13 protein-coding genes are annotated in these 14,981 nt (G+C 67.0%); 4 read left to right on the forward strand and 9 right to left on the reverse strand.

The genetic code is table 11. The features are described 5' to 3' along the window. Positions 1-32 precede the first annotated feature (32 nt). Positions 33-1,259 carry a hypothetical protein gene (locus tag ACNQQL_RS26750; RefSeq protein ID WP_347066894.1) on the forward strand — a complete coding sequence of 409 codons (1,227 nt, stop codon included), beginning with the start codon at positions 33-35 and terminating at the stop codon, positions 1,257-1,259. A gap of 120 nt (positions 1,260-1,379) precedes the next feature. Here the strand turns inward: ACNQQL_RS26750 and ACNQQL_RS26755 are convergent, their stop codons facing one another. The 9 genes from ACNQQL_RS26755 to recA all read right to left on the reverse strand — a co-directional run bounded on the left by ACNQQL_RS26755 (position 1,380) and on the right by recA (position 10,567). Then, on the reverse strand, positions 1,380-1,730 hold the full coding sequence (locus ACNQQL_RS26755) for a TonB family protein (protein WP_034178929.1): 351 nt from the start codon (positions 1,728-1,730) through the stop codon (positions 1,380-1,382). A gap of 456 nt (positions 1,731-2,186) precedes the next feature. Then, positions 2,187-3,965, reverse strand: coding sequence for a PglL family O-oligosaccharyltransferase (locus ACNQQL_RS26760; protein WP_347066897.1), 1,779 nt, complete (start codon positions 3,963-3,965; stop codon positions 2,187-2,189). Between the two features lie 156 nt (positions 3,966-4,121). Continuing rightward, positions 4,122-4,718, reverse strand: coding sequence for a pilin (locus tag ACNQQL_RS26765; RefSeq protein ID WP_347066899.1), 597 nt, complete (start codon positions 4,716-4,718; stop codon positions 4,122-4,124). 97 nt (positions 4,719-4,815) lie between these two features. Next, positions 4,816-5,520: a TerC family protein gene (locus tag ACNQQL_RS26770; protein WP_347066901.1), complete on the reverse strand. Its 705-nt coding sequence runs from the start codon at positions 5,518-5,520 to the stop codon at positions 4,816-4,818. Positions 5,521-5,676: 156 nt separating this feature from the next. Further along, a complete protein-coding gene (sucD, locus tag ACNQQL_RS26775) occupies positions 5,677-6,558 on the reverse strand; it encodes a succinate--CoA ligase subunit alpha (protein ID WP_034178933.1) in 882 nt (293 codons plus the stop codon). 64 nt (positions 6,559-6,622) lie between these two features. Then, positions 6,623-7,789 (reverse strand): ADP-forming succinate--CoA ligase subunit beta, encoded by a 1,167-nt coding sequence (sucC, locus tag ACNQQL_RS26780; protein ID WP_034178934.1) that lies wholly within the window; start codon positions 7,787-7,789, stop codon positions 6,623-6,625. Between the two features lie 68 nt (positions 7,790-7,857). Next, positions 7,858-8,481 carry a DUF2889 domain-containing protein gene (locus tag ACNQQL_RS26785; RefSeq protein ID WP_347066903.1) on the reverse strand — a complete coding sequence of 208 codons (624 nt, stop codon included), beginning with the start codon at positions 8,479-8,481 and terminating at the stop codon, positions 7,858-7,860. Between the two features lie 146 nt (positions 8,482-8,627). Next, complete coding sequence (gene recX / locus ACNQQL_RS26790; RefSeq protein WP_347066905.1) at positions 8,628-9,497, reverse strand: recombination regulator RecX; 870 nt, start codon at positions 9,495-9,497, stop codon at positions 8,628-8,630. Further along, entirely contained in the window at positions 9,497-10,567 is a 1,071-nt protein-coding gene (recA, locus tag ACNQQL_RS26795) for a recombinase RecA (protein WP_072443410.1), read from the reverse strand. The genes recX and recA overlap by 1 nt, the downstream gene beginning before the upstream one ends. Before the next feature lie 188 nt (positions 10,568-10,755). Between recA and ACNQQL_RS26800 the strand changes: the two genes are divergently transcribed. From ACNQQL_RS26800 to ACNQQL_RS26810, 3 genes are all read left to right on the forward strand, one after another. Continuing rightward, a complete protein-coding gene (locus ACNQQL_RS26800) occupies positions 10,756-11,484 on the forward strand; it encodes a response regulator transcription factor (protein ID WP_347066907.1) in 729 nt (242 codons plus the stop codon). 17 nt (positions 11,485-11,501) lie between these two features. After that, positions 11,502-13,049, forward strand: a complete 1,548-nt coding sequence (locus tag ACNQQL_RS26805; RefSeq protein ID WP_347066909.1) for a sensor histidine kinase — start codon at positions 11,502-11,504, stop codon at positions 13,047-13,049. Between the two features lie 226 nt (positions 13,050-13,275). After that, a complete protein-coding gene (locus tag ACNQQL_RS26810; RefSeq protein WP_347066911.1) occupies positions 13,276-14,934 on the forward strand; it encodes an MFS transporter in 1,659 nt (552 codons plus the stop codon). Positions 14,935-14,981 lie beyond the last annotated feature (47 nt).

Below are 14,981 nucleotides of genomic sequence, written 5' to 3' on the forward strand. Positions count from 1 at the left end.
CCCCTCGCTACAACCTGAGAAACCATTCGAAGATGAAAACGCTGCATTACGCCGCGCTCTCGCTGTGGATTGCCGCCGCACCGGCCGCCGCGTTCGCGGCCGGCACCTGCCCCGCCGCCGACACCGCCGCACGCGCGGCAATCGACGCGCAGCACCGCGTGCAGCAGGTCCGCAATCCACAAGGCGACGGTGGCGGCAACGTCGATGTTTCACCACCGCTGCGCGACGCGCTTCGCGCATACAAGCAGGCGCTCGTCGGCGCGATCGACGCACGGATCGCGTGCAGCGACGAACACGTCGAACCGGCTGCACTGAAACGCACGCTCGCGGCCGCGCTCGGCGTGCCCGCCCAGTCAGCCCAGTCGGCCCAGTCGGCCCAGTCGGCAGCACCGAAAAACGGCGAATCGGCGTTCGGCCGCAATCCGGACATCGACGCCGAACGCGGCGGCGCGTCCCGTCCGCTTCTCTTCGTACGCGCCGGCTTCGACATCGCATGCGGCGACGACAACCTGCTCACCGCGTACGCATGGGAAAACGGCGGCTGGCGGCGCGTGCTGCGCTGGCAGGCCGACGATTACAAGGACATCGGCGGTGCCTACGGCGGCGGCTTCTGGTTTTCGGCGCTGCCCGGCGGGCAGGTCGCGGTCGTCCACGGCACGCCGTGGTGCTCGTCTCGCTGGAGCCGGTTCGGCGCGGACGTGGTCGCACCGGCAAACGGCTCGACCGCGCAACGCACGCTGTTCCATACCGAACACGGCTACGTGATCGACGACGACGCGATCCGGTTCAAGGTGCGCCCCGACGGCTTCGAGCTGCGCACGACGGTCGGCTCGCTCGACAGCGAAGTCATGACTCGACCGGGCATCTTCCGCTACCGCGTCGACGGCGACACCGTGCAACGCGTGCAGCCCGCGGCGCTCAACGGCCGCGATTTCGTCGACGAATGGCTGAAGGTGGACGATGCGCTTGCGCGCGAATGGAGCGAGCCCGCCGCCGCAGCGGCCGCGCTGAAAGCCCGGCAGGCGTTCAACGCGGAAAGCAAGGCGCCCGATACCGGCTTCGCGTACGGCCCCGTGCGCGGCTGCTCGGACAGCAAGGAGCGCTTTCAGGTCGAACTGGATCTGACGGGCAAGCGCGGGGAAACGGCCGCGCGGCGCTATGCGCTGATTCGCCAGGAGCGCAACGGATTCACGATGCTCGGGCTGCGCAATTCGGCCGAACCGGCCTGCCGCGGCGCGAACCTGATGCCGCAGCACTGAACATCGGGCGCGCTCGGCGCAACGGCCGCGCGTATCGACTTTCGACGGCCGCGCGAAACGGTGCGGCCGGCCAGCGGCAAAACCGGACGGAAAACGGCGCGCAGGGCACGCCGTCCGACATCACTCGCCGCGTCGCGGCTCGAACACGAACGGCTGGGTCAGCAGGAACGGATTCGCGGTCGCGCCCGTCTGCGCGCAAGTCGCGTGCGTCATCGCGTCGACGGCCGCACGATCGGCGGCCGCATTGCGGCTGCTCGTCGTCACGGTGACGTTCTGCGCTTCGCCGGACGTCGTCATCAGCGCGCGCACGAGCACGGTCGCCGGGCGCGTGAGCGGCTTCGCGGTGTCCGGATAGACGGCGCGCGGAATGTGGCAGGTCAGCTTGCTTTCCTGCGACGACGACAGCATCGCGCAGCCGGAAAACAGCATCGCGACGGCGGGCAGGATCAGGTAGGTCGAGCGAATGGCCATGGTCGAATATCGTTCTTCATCACTGTTCTGGACGAACGCGCCGCGCACCGGAAGACCTCGCTCCCGCATCACGTGCGTCGCACTGCGCCGCGGCCATCGGACCGGCGCCCCGTTACGGCCGCACGGCCGATCGATGCTCGGCCGCGATCCTGCCCTGGCGGGGTTCCCGGATAGCCGGGGTGGCCCGCGCTCACGCCGGGCCCCGTGCCACATGCGGGCCGGCTCGCGAGCGCTTGCGCGCATTGTGCACGCGCCACGCGGCCAGCGGCGCCGATTTGACAATGGTTGACGCGAATCGACGCGCCTTCTGCCGGAATCCACGCCATTCGCGAGGTAATCGATACCCGGCCGAATGCACGCGGTTCACGCAAGGCCACTCTGTCCGACGGCGGCCCCTGCCAGGCGCCACGACGCGGCAAACGCCGGAATTCCCCGTTCCGGCGGCCGCTGCGCGTGTTAATCCGAGTCGTCGTCGTCCGAGTCGTCGGCCGCATCGGCCGGCACCTCCCCGTACTTCGCAACAACGGCCGCCTTGAACGTCTTCAGCGCCGGCTGCTGGTCGCACAGCTTGTACAGCAGGGCCAGTTGCTGCGGCCAGTCCTTCAGTTCCTTCGCAAACACATGCAGGCGCGCGACGGTATCGAGCGCGTCGGCCTCGCGGCCTGCCAGCGCCTGCAGCGCCGCATAGCGGCGCAGCACCGTCTCGCCGGGCAGCAGCGCGATCGCGCGCTCATGGGCGGCGAGCTTGGCCGGCAAGTCTTCCGGCGAAATCGTCAACAGCGTCGCCGCGCCGTAATCGCCCCACGCGCCGAACAGCAGCGACGGCGAGTCGCGATACTGCGCGGCCGGGTCGCTGCCGTAATACAGCACTTCCGCGCGCTGGTAGTCGCGCAGCACGGGCACCGCCGCCAGCACGCCGCCGAACGACAGCACCGCGAACAGCCCGAACGCCGCGCGGCCCGGCAGGATGCGCAGCGGCTTCACGTCGAGCAACCCGATCACGAACATCGCCGGCAGCAGGAAGAACATGTACTGCTGCGGATACTCGACGAGCGCATGCATCAGCAGGATGCCGATCAGCGCGAAGCCGAACACGCGCGTGCTCGAGTGCGGCGCGCGCAGCGCACGCACGAACCACATCACGAGCGTGACGGCGAGCACGCCAAGGCCGGCGAGCCCCGACTTCGCGAGCAGGTCGATGAAGATGTCGTGCGAGTTGTTCGCGATCTCGACGCCGCCGAGCGTGCGCACGAGCGCAAACTGGTGCGACGGGAATTCACCCCAGCCGACGCCGAGCAGCGGATGCTCGCGGAACATCGCGAGCCCGTACTTCCACAGGGCGAGGCGCGGCGCGATCTGCCCCGCATCGCGCATCCGGTCGGCCGCCGATTCCGCGAGATTCAGGTGATAGTGCACGTTGGCCCAGCGCACCGCGACGTTCACCGCGATGAACGCAACCGCGAGCACGACCGGCATCAGCCACGCACGCGTATTGCCCGGCGCACGGCGCGATTCGAGCCACGCCATCCAGAAGCCCGCGACGACCATCACCGCGACCTGCAGCCACGGCCCGCGCGACACCGTCAGCGCGAGACCGACCGACAGCACGATCGACAGCACGAACCACGCCCATACCGCGAGCCGGCGCGTCTGCACGAGATACAGCGCGCCCGCGAGCGCGAACGCGATGTAGGTGGCCAGATGGTTCGCCTGCGCCATGTTGCCGTACGGGCGGCGATCGACCGCGATGTTGTACATCACGACGAACGGCGATACGGCCGACTCGAGGTGAAACAACTGCACGATCTGCGTTCCGACCGCGAACACGCCGCCGACGAGGAGCGCACCGGCCATCATCCGCGAGACGACTTCGGCCAACCCGTCGCGCGCGAGCGCGTAGCCGGCCTGCATCGCGACCAGCGCGGCGGCGAGATAGCCGAGCGCCAGCCAGTTCATCGACGGCACCTTGAGCGACATCAGCGCGACCTGCGCGATCAGCACCGCGGCGAACCCGAGCGGCACGACGAACGCGGCCGGCGCGGCAAACGGCTCGGCCGCTCGGCTCGCCCGCACGAGCAGGACGACCGACAGCCCCACCAGCAGATACAGCACCAGCGCGGAAAATTCGGAATAGAAGGTCGGGATCGGATACGTGTGATTCGTGATCGCGTACGGCACGATCAGGGCGACAGCCAGCGCAACGAGCGACAACGAACGGGAAAAAGTAGAAGGCATGAGCGAACCGGATGTCAGCAACCGGCGCACTATACAAAACTTTCCCCCCTCTGTGCGGGACCGTCGCTCGGCCACCCGACTCGGCGCGATCGGGCCGGCCGGCCGAAGCGACGGCCGGCGTGCCGCGCGCGCCGCCGCCCTCCTCCTCCGCGGGCGCTACGCGCGACACTCCGCGGGCGCATATTTCGCAGGCAGCGTCGCGGCGGTGCCCGGCAGCGGCCCGGCCCCCGGCGCCGGCAGCGACGACGCATCCTTGCCGGCGGCGAAGCATTCCCATGCAATCGCACCGGCTTGCATCGCGCCCTTTTTGAGCGCCACGCGCGCGGTGGGCGCATCGGCCTTGTCGGGCGCGGATGGCACGAGCACCAGCGTATTCGTGCCGGCCGCGGCGACGCGGGTCGTGAACGCGACCGTGATCTGGCCGGTCTCGCCGTCGATGGCAATCGATTCGACGTTGCGGGTCCCGGCCGGCGGGCTGTAGCCGCCGTCGAGGCCCGCGCCGCTCGCCGCGTTGTCGGCAACCGCGAGCCGCGCGGACGACGCGAGCGCGAGCCCCTCGCCGACGCGCGAACGCGCGAGGTAATCCTGGTACGCAGGAATCGCATAGGCGGCGACGACGCCGACGATCGCCAGCACAATCATCAACTCGATCAGCGTGAAGCCGGCCGGCCGCCAGCGCGGCGACGGCCGGTTCGCGCGCCGCAGATCGGCGGCAACGCGACGGAACAGTGAAACGGAAAAGGCTTCGAACATGGCAGGCTCCGGAAACGAAAAACGCCTGCCGATAAAGGCAGGCGTCTCGATCGTAGCCAGCGGGCCGCGAACCCGGCAGTCGGCCGGACGGCCAATGTCAGTGCGCGTGCGGTGCGCCGCGGCGGCGCCTGAGCGCGTAGCCGGCCGCCACGACGAATAGTGCGCCGGCCATGCTCGCACCGTAGATCGCGGGTGCCGTATCGAGCACCGGCCAGCGGTCACCGACCGGGTCGTTCACGATCAGCCCGCCCGCGATCCAGCCGAGCAGCGCGGCGCCAAGCGTCACGACGATGGGGAAGCGGTCGAGCATTTTCAGGACCAGCGTGCTGCCCCACACGATGATCGGCACGCTGACGACGAGCCCGAAGATCACGAGCGCGATCCGGTGCGACGGATCGGCCTGCTCGGCTGCGCCTGCGATCGCGATCACGTTGTCGAGGCTCATCACCGCATCGGCGATCACGATCGTCTTCACGGCGTCCCACAGCCGGTCGGCCGGCTTGATGTGATCGTGCGCGTCGGCGGCCGGCGCCATCAGCTTGACGCCGATCCACAGCAGCAGCAGCCCGCCGCCGATCTTCAGGAACGGCACGTCGAGCAGCGCGACCGCGAACGTGATCAGCGCGACGCGCAGCAGGATCGCTCCCGCGGTGCCCCAGACGACGCCGCGCAGCCGCTGGTTCGCCGGCAGGTTGCGGCACGCGAGCGCGATCACGACCGCGTTGTCGCCGCCGAGCAGGATGTCGATGATGACGATCTGGAGAACGGCGCCCCAGTGCAGCGACGTCAGGAATTCGAGCATGGGGGGATATGCAGGATATGGCCACCCGGCGGGCGACCCGGTTCATCGCCGGCACATGCGCGATGCATGCCCGGTGCTTACGAATTCATTGCGCGAGCATAACAAAAAACGCCGGCAAAGCCGGCGTTTTCTGCAGGACGAACCCAGGCGGAAATATTACAGCGCTGCCTTCAGCAGGCGGCCCATTTCCGACGGGTTGCGCGTGACGGTGATGCCGCACGCTTCCATGATTTCCAGCTTCGCTTCGGCCGTATCCGCACCGCCCGAGATCAGCGCGCCGGCGTGGCCCATGCGCTTGCCCGGAGGCGCCGTAACGCCAGCAATGAAGCCGACGACCGGCTTCTTCATGTTGGCCTTGATCCATTCGGCCGCATTGGCTTCGTCCGGACCGCCGATTTCGCCGATCATCACGACCGCGTCCGTATCCGGATCGTCGTTGAACATCTTCATCACGTCGATGTGCTTCAGACCGTTGATCGGGTCGCCGCCGATGCCGACTGCCGACGACTGGCCGAGGCCGAGTGCCGTCAGCTGTGCAACGGCTTCATACGTCAGCGTGCCCGAACGCGACACGACGCCGATGCGGCCCTTGCGGTGGATGTGACCCGGCATGATGCCGATCTTCAGTTCGTCCGGCGTGATCGTGCCCGGGCAGTTCGGCCCGAGCAGCAGCGTCTTGCGGCCTTCGCGGCGCATGCGGTCCTTCACTTCGATCATGTCGCGCACGGGAATGCCTTCCGTGATGCAGATCGCGAGATCCAGGTCGGCTTCGACGGCTTCCCAGATCGCGGCGGCTGCGCCTGCCGGCGGAACGTAGATGACCGACACGGTCGCGCCGGTTTCTTCCTTCGCTTCCTTGACGCTCGCGTAGATCGGAATGCCTTCGAAATCTTCGCCGGCCTTCTTCGGGTTCACGCCCGCGACGAATGCTTCGCGGCCGTTTGCATATTCACGGCAGGCGCGCGTATGGAACTGACCGGTTTTGCCGGTGATGCCCTGCGTGATGACCTTCGTGTCCTTGTTGATCAGAATCGACATGTATTTTGACCTCTGTTCGATTGGCGTCGCGTATCTGCCGCGCCGCCATGCGTATTCGATAGCGTTACTTGCCTTCGGCAGCCGTGACGACCTTCTGCGCAGCTTCTTCCATGCTGTCCGCCGAGATGATCGGCAGGCCCGAGTCGGCCAGCATCTTCTTGCCGAGGTCCTCGTTCGTGCCCTTCATGCGCACGACGAGCGGCACCTTCAGGTTCACGGCCTTCGAACCGGCGATCACGCCTTCCGCGATCACGTCGCAGCGCATGATGCCGCCGAAGATGTTCACGAGGATCGCCTTCAGGTCCGGGTTCTTCAGCATCAGCTTGAACGCTTCCGTGACCTTCTCGGTCGTCGCGCCACCGCCGACGTCCAGGAAGTTCGCCGGCTCGCCGCCGAACAGCTTGATGGTGTCCATCGTCGCCATTGCCAGGCCCGCGCCGTTCACGAGACAGCCGATGTTGCCGTCGAGCGAGATGTACGCGAGGTCGAACTTCGACGCTTCGATTTCAGCCGGATCTTCTTCGTCCAGATCGCGGTACGCGACGATTTCCGGATGACGGAACAGCGCGTTCGAGTCGAAGTTGAACTTCGCGTCGAGTGCGATGACCTTGCCGTCGCCGGAGACGTTCAGCGGGTTGATTTCAGCCAGCGACGCGTCGGTTTCCCAGAATGCCTTGTACAGGCCTTGCAGGATGGCGCGCGCTTGCGGAATCGACGCGGCCGGCACGCCGATCTTCGCGGCGAGGTCGTCGGCCTGGGCGTCGAGCAGGCCCGTCGACGGCTCGACGATGACCTTGTGGATCAGTTCCGGGTGCTTTTCGGCAACTTCTTCGATGTCCATGCCGCCTTCGCTCGAACCCATCAGAACGATCTTTTGCGACACGCGATCAACGACGAGGCTGACATACAGTTCCTGCTTGATGTCGGCGCCTTCTTCGATCATCAGACGGTTGACCTTCTGGCCTTCCGGACCGGTCTGGTGCGTGACGAGCTGCATGCCGAGGATCTGGTTCGCGTATTCGCGAACCTGCTCGATCGACTTCGCCACCTTCACGCCGCCGCCCTTGCCGCGGCCACCCGCGTGAATCTGAGCCTTGACGACCCACACCGGGCCGCCGAGCTCTTCTGCCACCTTGACGGCCTCGTCCACCGAGAACGCCGGCTTGCCGCGCGGTACCGCGACTCCGAATTTCCGCAGGATTTCCTTACCCTGGTACTCGTGAATCTTCATGCGTGATTCCCTTCAGTCTGAGAGTTGGATGAAAAGTCGCTTAAGACGCTTCTTCGAATGATTTCCGTTCATTCCTTCGTGCCGTCCCTGACGGGCATGTCGTCAACGGGCACGTCCGGCCGACTCACGCCATACCAGCGCGGGTAGTACTGCCGCACGACCTCGCCGTCGAACCGCAGCGCACGGCAGCGGCCGAGCTGGAAAGGCGGTTCGTCGCGCACGCCGTCGTGATCCGGCCCTTCGCCACCCTCCTCGCGCACGTTCCACACGTCACCGGCGAACGCCTGGATCGCTGCCGTCGGCAGCACGGCGCACAGTTCGGTGAGATGGGAGCAGCCTGCGACACCGGACAGCAGTCGGTTCGCATCGCGGCGGAAGTGGCGGAAGAGATTGAGCCCGATGAGGGCCCGATAGGCGGGAGGGGCGGATTGACACTGACCGGGATAGGGCACCCATTCCGAAGACGCTTCGGCGTCGACGACATTGAGTTCACGATCGATAGTCACGCGCAGCCAGAGTTCGTGGATCGGCAGGCCCTGGGGCCGGATGCCCGACGCAAGCGCGACATCGCGCGGCTTGTGGTCGGTCAGGCAGGCTTCGATGTCCCACAAGCCGTCGCCGCGCTCGTAAGCTTCCGCTCGGATTGCGCGTCGATGTCGCAACTGACGGGGCACGGGCTCGGATAGCGGCATGCTGGAGGTTGAGGCCGAAGAGGAAAACCCACGGATTTTAGCATATTGGGTATTTGAGACAGTTTGACGCGACGGCGGGTATTCCCGCCTGTCCGGGAGCGGTTGCGTTGCAGCAAAATCGCGCGCCACGCGCGCGACCGGAGCGCTCAATCGTCGATCGGGAAATCGTCGCCGACCTTCAGCAACTTCACGATGGTCGCGCTCGAGAAGCCGCGCGCGGCGAGAAAGCGCGCCTGCTTCGCACGCTCGGCCGGCGTTTGCGGCAATGCACCGAATTTCTTGCGCCAGACCGCCTGCGCGCGCGCCCATTCGGTCTCGCGTAGCTGCGCGTTCACTTCCTCGACGAGCGTGTCGCCGACCGCATGACGCTTCAGCTCGCTGACGATGCGCGCGACACCGACGCGCGACGCACGACGATGCACGAGGCTCTCGGCGAAACGCGCGTCGGACAGCCAGCCTTCCTTCTCCAGCGCATCGAGCACCGGTTCGACGGACTCGTCTTCGCCGACATACGGCGCGAGCTTGCGCGCGAGTTCCGTGCGGCTGTATTCGCGCCTGGACAGATAGCCGAGCGCGCGGCCCTTCAACGAACGCGGCGGCTTCGACGACTTGCGTTTGCCGGCGCCCGGATCGTCGCCGGAGGCAGCGCTTGAAGCAGCGCCGGACGCACGGCGCGTGCGGCGCGGATGCTGGCTGCTGCGCGTATAGACATCTTCCCTGGCAGGTGCCGACGCATCGGATGCGCGATCGCCCGGGAAGCTGACGCCGGACACACGACGGCGGGACCGGTCGTGCGCGTCGAACGATTCATCGTCATCGAACGGATCGTCCGGCGCGGCAATCTCAAACGAAACGAGGGCATCGTCAGATGCCCTCGTCGCGGTGCGGTTCGCGGCGTTGCTGCCAGCGACCCGCCGGTCGGCGCCCGAGGATCCGGCTCGCCGGCTGGAGCGACCCGCCGTTTCGGACGCGTCGCTCTCCTCCGGCTCGCCAGCCTGACCTCGGCGCCCCACCATCACTCTTCTTCGTCCATCGCCTCGACTTCGTTGCCTGCACCATCGGGCATTGCGACGACGCCGAGCGATTCGCGGATGCGGTTCTCGATCTCGCGAGCGATTTCCGGATTCTCGCGCAGGAATTCACGCGCGTTGTCCTTGCCCTGGCCGATCTTCTCGCCGTTGTAGCTGTACCAGGCGCCTGCCTTGTCGACGATCTTCGCCTGCACGCCGAGGTCGATAATCTCGCCCTGGCGCGAGATGCCCTCGCCATACAGGATGTCGAAGATCGCTTCGCGGAACGGCGGCGATACCTTGTTCTTGACGACCTTCACGCGGGTTTCGTTGCCGATCACCTCGTCGTTCTTCTTGATCGAGCCGATCCGGCGGATGTCGAGACGCACCGACGCATAGAACTTCAGCGCGTTGCCGCCCGTCGTGGTTTCCGGGTTGCCGAACATCACGCCGATCTTCATACGAATCTGGTTGATGAAGATCACGAGGCAGTTCGTGCGCTTGATCGTGCCGGTCAGCTTGCGCAGCGCCTGCGACATCAGGCGGGCCTGCAGGCCCGGCAGCGAATCGCCCATCTCGCCTTCGATTTCGGCCTTCGGCACGAGCGCCGCGACCGAGTCGATGACGATCATGTCGATCGAGCCCGAGCGCACCAGCGCATCGGTGATTTCCAGCGCCTGCTCGCCGGTGTCCGGCTGCGAGATCAGCAGTTCCGGCACGTTCACACCGAGCTTCGCTGCGTACTGAACGTCGAGCGCGTGCTCGGCGTCGATGAACGCGGCCGTGCCGCCGATCTTCTGCAGTTCGGCGATCACCTGCAGCGTGAGCGTGGTTTTACCGGACGATTCCGGACCGTAGATCTCGACCACCCGGCCGCGCGGCAGGCCGCCGACGCCGAGCGCGATGTCGAGCCCCAGCGAACCCGTGGAGACGACCTGGATGTCCTCGGCCACCTCGCCGTCGCCCATCCGCATGATCGACCCTTTGCCGAACTGCTTTTCGATCTGCGCGAGTGCGGCCGCCAGCGCCTTGCTCTTCTCGGCGGTCATCCCGGAGCCCTTCTTGCTTTCTTCCATGAATCGTCCTTTGCTATGATGAGCAGCGTCTGTTAAAGGCGCGCCCGCTTTCAAGCGCCGCCCACGAATGCAGACACTGTATAAAAAAACAGTGTTTTATGCAAGCCCGCAATGCAGGGCGTTGTACACGAATAACTTCGGAGACAGCCGCGCCGGCGCGAACACCCTGCCGGCCATCGGTCAGCAACATGCGAATTCTCATCGCCGAAGACGACAGCATACTCGCGGACGGCCTCACTCGGTCACTCCGCCAATCGGGCTATGCGGTCGACCACGTGAAGAACGGCGTCGATGCCGATACGGCGCTGTCGATGCAGACATTCGACCTGCTGATCCTCGATCTCGGGCTGCCGAAAATGTCCGGGCTCGACGTGCTCAAGCGCCTGCGCGCCCGCAATTCCAACCTCCCCGTGCTGATCCTGACCGCCGCCGACAGCGTCGACGAGCGCGTGAAGGGCCTCGATCTCGGCGCGGACGATTACATGGCCAAGCCGTTCGCACTCAACGAACTCGAAGCGCGCGTGCGCGCGCTGACCCGGCGCGGCGCGGGCGGCGGCCCGACCGTCGTGCGGCACGGCTCGCTCGCGTTCGACCAGGTCGGCCGGATCGCGTACGCGAACGATCGCGTGCTCGATCTGTCCGCGCGCGAACTCGGCCTGCTCGAGGTGCTGCTGCAGCGGATCGGCCGGCTCGTATCGAAGGAGCAGCTCGTCGACCATCTGTGCGAATGGGGCGAGGAAGTCAGCAACAACGCGATCGAAGTCTACGTGCACCGGCTGCGCAAGAAGATCGAACCGAGCGGCGTCCGGATCTCGACCGTGCGCGGCCTCGGCTATTGCCTCGAAAAGGTCGCGCCCGCCGCGCCGGCCGACACCACAGCGCCCCAGCCCGCGACGGCCGGCACGCCGCTGCGCTGAAGCCGGGCGTCGCCGCGATGGCCACGCCGGCCCATTCCCGCCACCCGACCGGCGCGCCGTCGTCGGCCGCCGACGAGGCGCGCGACGCGCGCTACGAGAACCCGTTCGCGCCGCCCGACGAAACCGATGCGCCCGAGGCGCCGCGCCCGCGCTCGCTGTTCGGCGAAATCCTCGACTGGATGCTCGCGCCGCTGCTGCTGCTGTGGCCGATGAGCATCGCCGTCACCTATCTCGTCGCGAAGACGATCGCGAACGGCCCGTTCGACCGCGCGCTCGAGACCAACGCATACGTGCTTGCACGCCAGATCCACCCGGTGAACGGCGTCGCCGAGCTGACGCTGCCGGAGCAGACGCGCGACTTCCTGCGCGCGGACAACGTCGACAGCGTTTACTTCCAGGTGCTCGGCGCGCGCGGCGAGCTGGTCGCGGGCGAAGCCGACATGCCGCTGCCGCGCGACGAGGACCGCCCGCCGCCGGGCGTCGTCGTGTTTCGCGACGACCTGCTGCGCGGCAACGACGTGCGCGTCGCGTATACGACGGTCGCGCTGCCGCAGGCGAGCGGCACGCAGCCCGTGCTCGTGCAGGTCGGCGAGACGCTCGACAAGCGCAACGCGCTCGCGAACGACATCATCAAGGGCGTGATCCTGCCGCAATTCGTGATCCTGCCGCTCGCGATCCTGCTCGTCTGGTTCGGGCTGTCGCGCGGGCTCGCGCCGCTCAATGCGCTGCAGGCGCACATCCGTGCGCGGCGGCCCGACGACCTGTCGCCCGTCGAGGCGCAGCGCGCGCCGCCCGAGATCGAGCCGCTCGTCACGTCGTTCAACGACCTGCTCGCGCGTCTCGAACAGAACATGGCGCTGCAAAAGCGCTTCATCGCCGACGCCGCGCACCAGATGAAGACGCCGCTCGCGGGCTTGCGCACGCAGGCCGAATTCGCGCTGCGCCACCCCGTCCCGCCCGACGTGCAGCGCTCGCTCGAGCAGATCGCAACGAGCTCCGAGCAGGCCGCGCGGCTCGTCACGCAACTGCTTGCGCTCGCGCGCGCCGAGAACCGCGCGAGCGGGCTCACGTTCGAGCCGGTCGAGATCGCCGCGCTCGCGCGGCGCGCGGTGCGCGACTGGGTGCAGGCCGCGCTCGCGAAGCGGATGGATCTCGGCTACGAAGGGCCGCCGGACGACGCGCCGCTCGACGTCGACGGCAACCCGGTGATGCTGCGCGAGATGCTCGGCAACCTGATCGACAACGCGATCCGCTACACGCCGGAAGGCGGCCGCATCACGGTGCGCGTGCGCGCCGATCGCGCGGCGCGGCTCGCGCATCTCGAAGTCGAGGACACGGGGCCCGGCATCCCGGCCGCGGAACGCGAGCGCGTCGTCGAGCGCTTCTACCGGATCCTCGGCCGCGAAGGCGACGGCAGCGGCCTCGGGCTCGCGATCGTGCGCGAGATCGCGACGCAGCACGGCGGCACGCTGACGCTCGACGATCACGTCTACCAGCAGGCGCCGCGCCTCGTCGGCACGCTCGTGCGCGTCAGCCTGCCGCTGGCGGAAACCGCTCCGGATTAACCCTGACGCGCACCGCGGCAACGCGCCGCGATCGCGCCGAAACCGGCGTTTTGCCGGACGTTCGCACCACGATCGTCACGCGAAGCACCCGATTCGGCACGGGTTAACGCGCAGTCGTTTTGTGCGCGCGAGTCAGTGCGCCGTAAGTTTCCGTGCCAATAATCGTCGACAGGCCCGCCCACCCAAGGCGGCCGCATATCTATATCAAGGGACTTGGAGACGATTCATGGCAACGTTAGGCGGGCAAATTTCGCACGCGCCGATGACGGGCGAAGAGAAAAAGGTGATCTTCGCGTCGTCGCTCGGGACCGTGTTCGAGTGGTACGACTTTTACCTGGCCGGCTCACTCGCGGCCTACATCAGCAAGAGCTTCTTCTCCGGCGTCAATCCGACCGCCGCGTTCATCTTCACGCTGCTCGGCTTTGCGGCCGGCTTCGCGGTGCGGCCGTTCGGCGCGATCGTGTTCGGCCGGCTCGGCGACATGGTCGGACGCAAGCACACGTTCCTCGTGACGATCGTGATCATGGGCCTCTCGACGTTCGTGGTCGGTTTCCTGCCCGGTTATACGTCGATCGGCATCGCTGCGCCGGTGATCTTCATCGCGATGCGGCTCCTGCAGGGCCTCGCGCTCGGCGGCGAGTACGGCGGCGCGGCGACCTACGTCGCCGAGCATGCGCCGGCGAATCGGCGCGGCTTCTACACCGCGTGGATCCAGACGACCGCGACGCTCGGCCTGTTCCTGTCGCTGCTCGTGATCCTCGGCGTGCGCACGTTCATCGGCGAGGAAGCGTTCGGCAACTGGGGCTGGCGCGTGCCGTTCGTCGCATCGATCGCGCTGCTCGCGGTGTCGGTGTGGATCCGGCTGCAGCTGAACGAATCGCCGGTGTTCCTGCGCATCAAGGCGGAAGGCAAGACGTCGAAGGCGCCGCTGACCGAAGCGTTCGGCCAGTGGAAGAACCTGAAGATCGTGATCCTCGCGCTCGTCGGCCTGACCGCCGGCCAGGCCGTCGTGTGGTACACGGGCCAGTTCTACGCGCTGTTCTTCCTCACGCAGACGCTGAAGGTCGACGGCGCAAGCGCGAACATCCTGATCGCGATCGCGCTCCTGATCGGCACGCCGTTCTTCCTGTTCTTCGGGTCGCTGTCGGACAAGATCGGCCGCAAGCCGATCATCCTCGCGGGCTGCCTGATCGCGGCGCTGACCTACTTCCCGCTGTTCAAGGCGCTCACGCACTACGCGAACCCGCAGCTCGAGATCGCCACGCAGAAGGCACCGATCACCGTCGTCGCCGATCCGGCCACCTGCTCGTTCCAGTTCAACCCGGTGGGCACGTCGAAGTTCACGAACTCGTGCGACATCGCGAAGAGCGCGCTCGCGAAGGCCGGCCTGAACTACGAGAACGTCGCGGCACCGGCCGGCACGATGGCCGAAATCAAGGTCGGCGATACGGTGATCCCGGCGTATGACGGCAAGGCGGCCGACGCGAAGGCACAGGGCGCGGCGTTCGACAAGACGCTCGCGTCGACGCTGAAGGGGGCCGGCTACCCGGCGAAGGCCGACCCGGCGCAGCTCAACTGGCCGATGACGATCGTGATCCTGACGATCCTCGTGATCTACGTGACGATGGTCTACGGGCCGATCGCCGCGATGCTGGTCGAGATGTTCCCGACGCGGATCCGCTATACGTCGATGTCGCTGCCCTATCACATCGGCAACGGCTGGTTCGGCGGCTTCCTGCCGGCAACCGCATTCGCGATCGTCGCGGCGAAGGGCAACATCTATTCAGGGCTCTGGTATCCGATCGTGATCGCGCTGGCCACGTTCGTGATCGGCCTGCTGTTCGTCAAGGAGACGAAGGACTCGAACATCTACGCGCAGGATTGATGTCGAGGCATGGGCGGTTGCCGGGCGCGTTCCGGTGACCGGCAACC

It is taken from the genome of Burkholderia sp. LFS061 (genome assembly GCF_047978125.1).
Taxonomy (GTDB): Bacteria; Pseudomonadota; Gammaproteobacteria; order Burkholderiales; family Burkholderiaceae; genus Burkholderia; species Burkholderia pyrrocinia_C.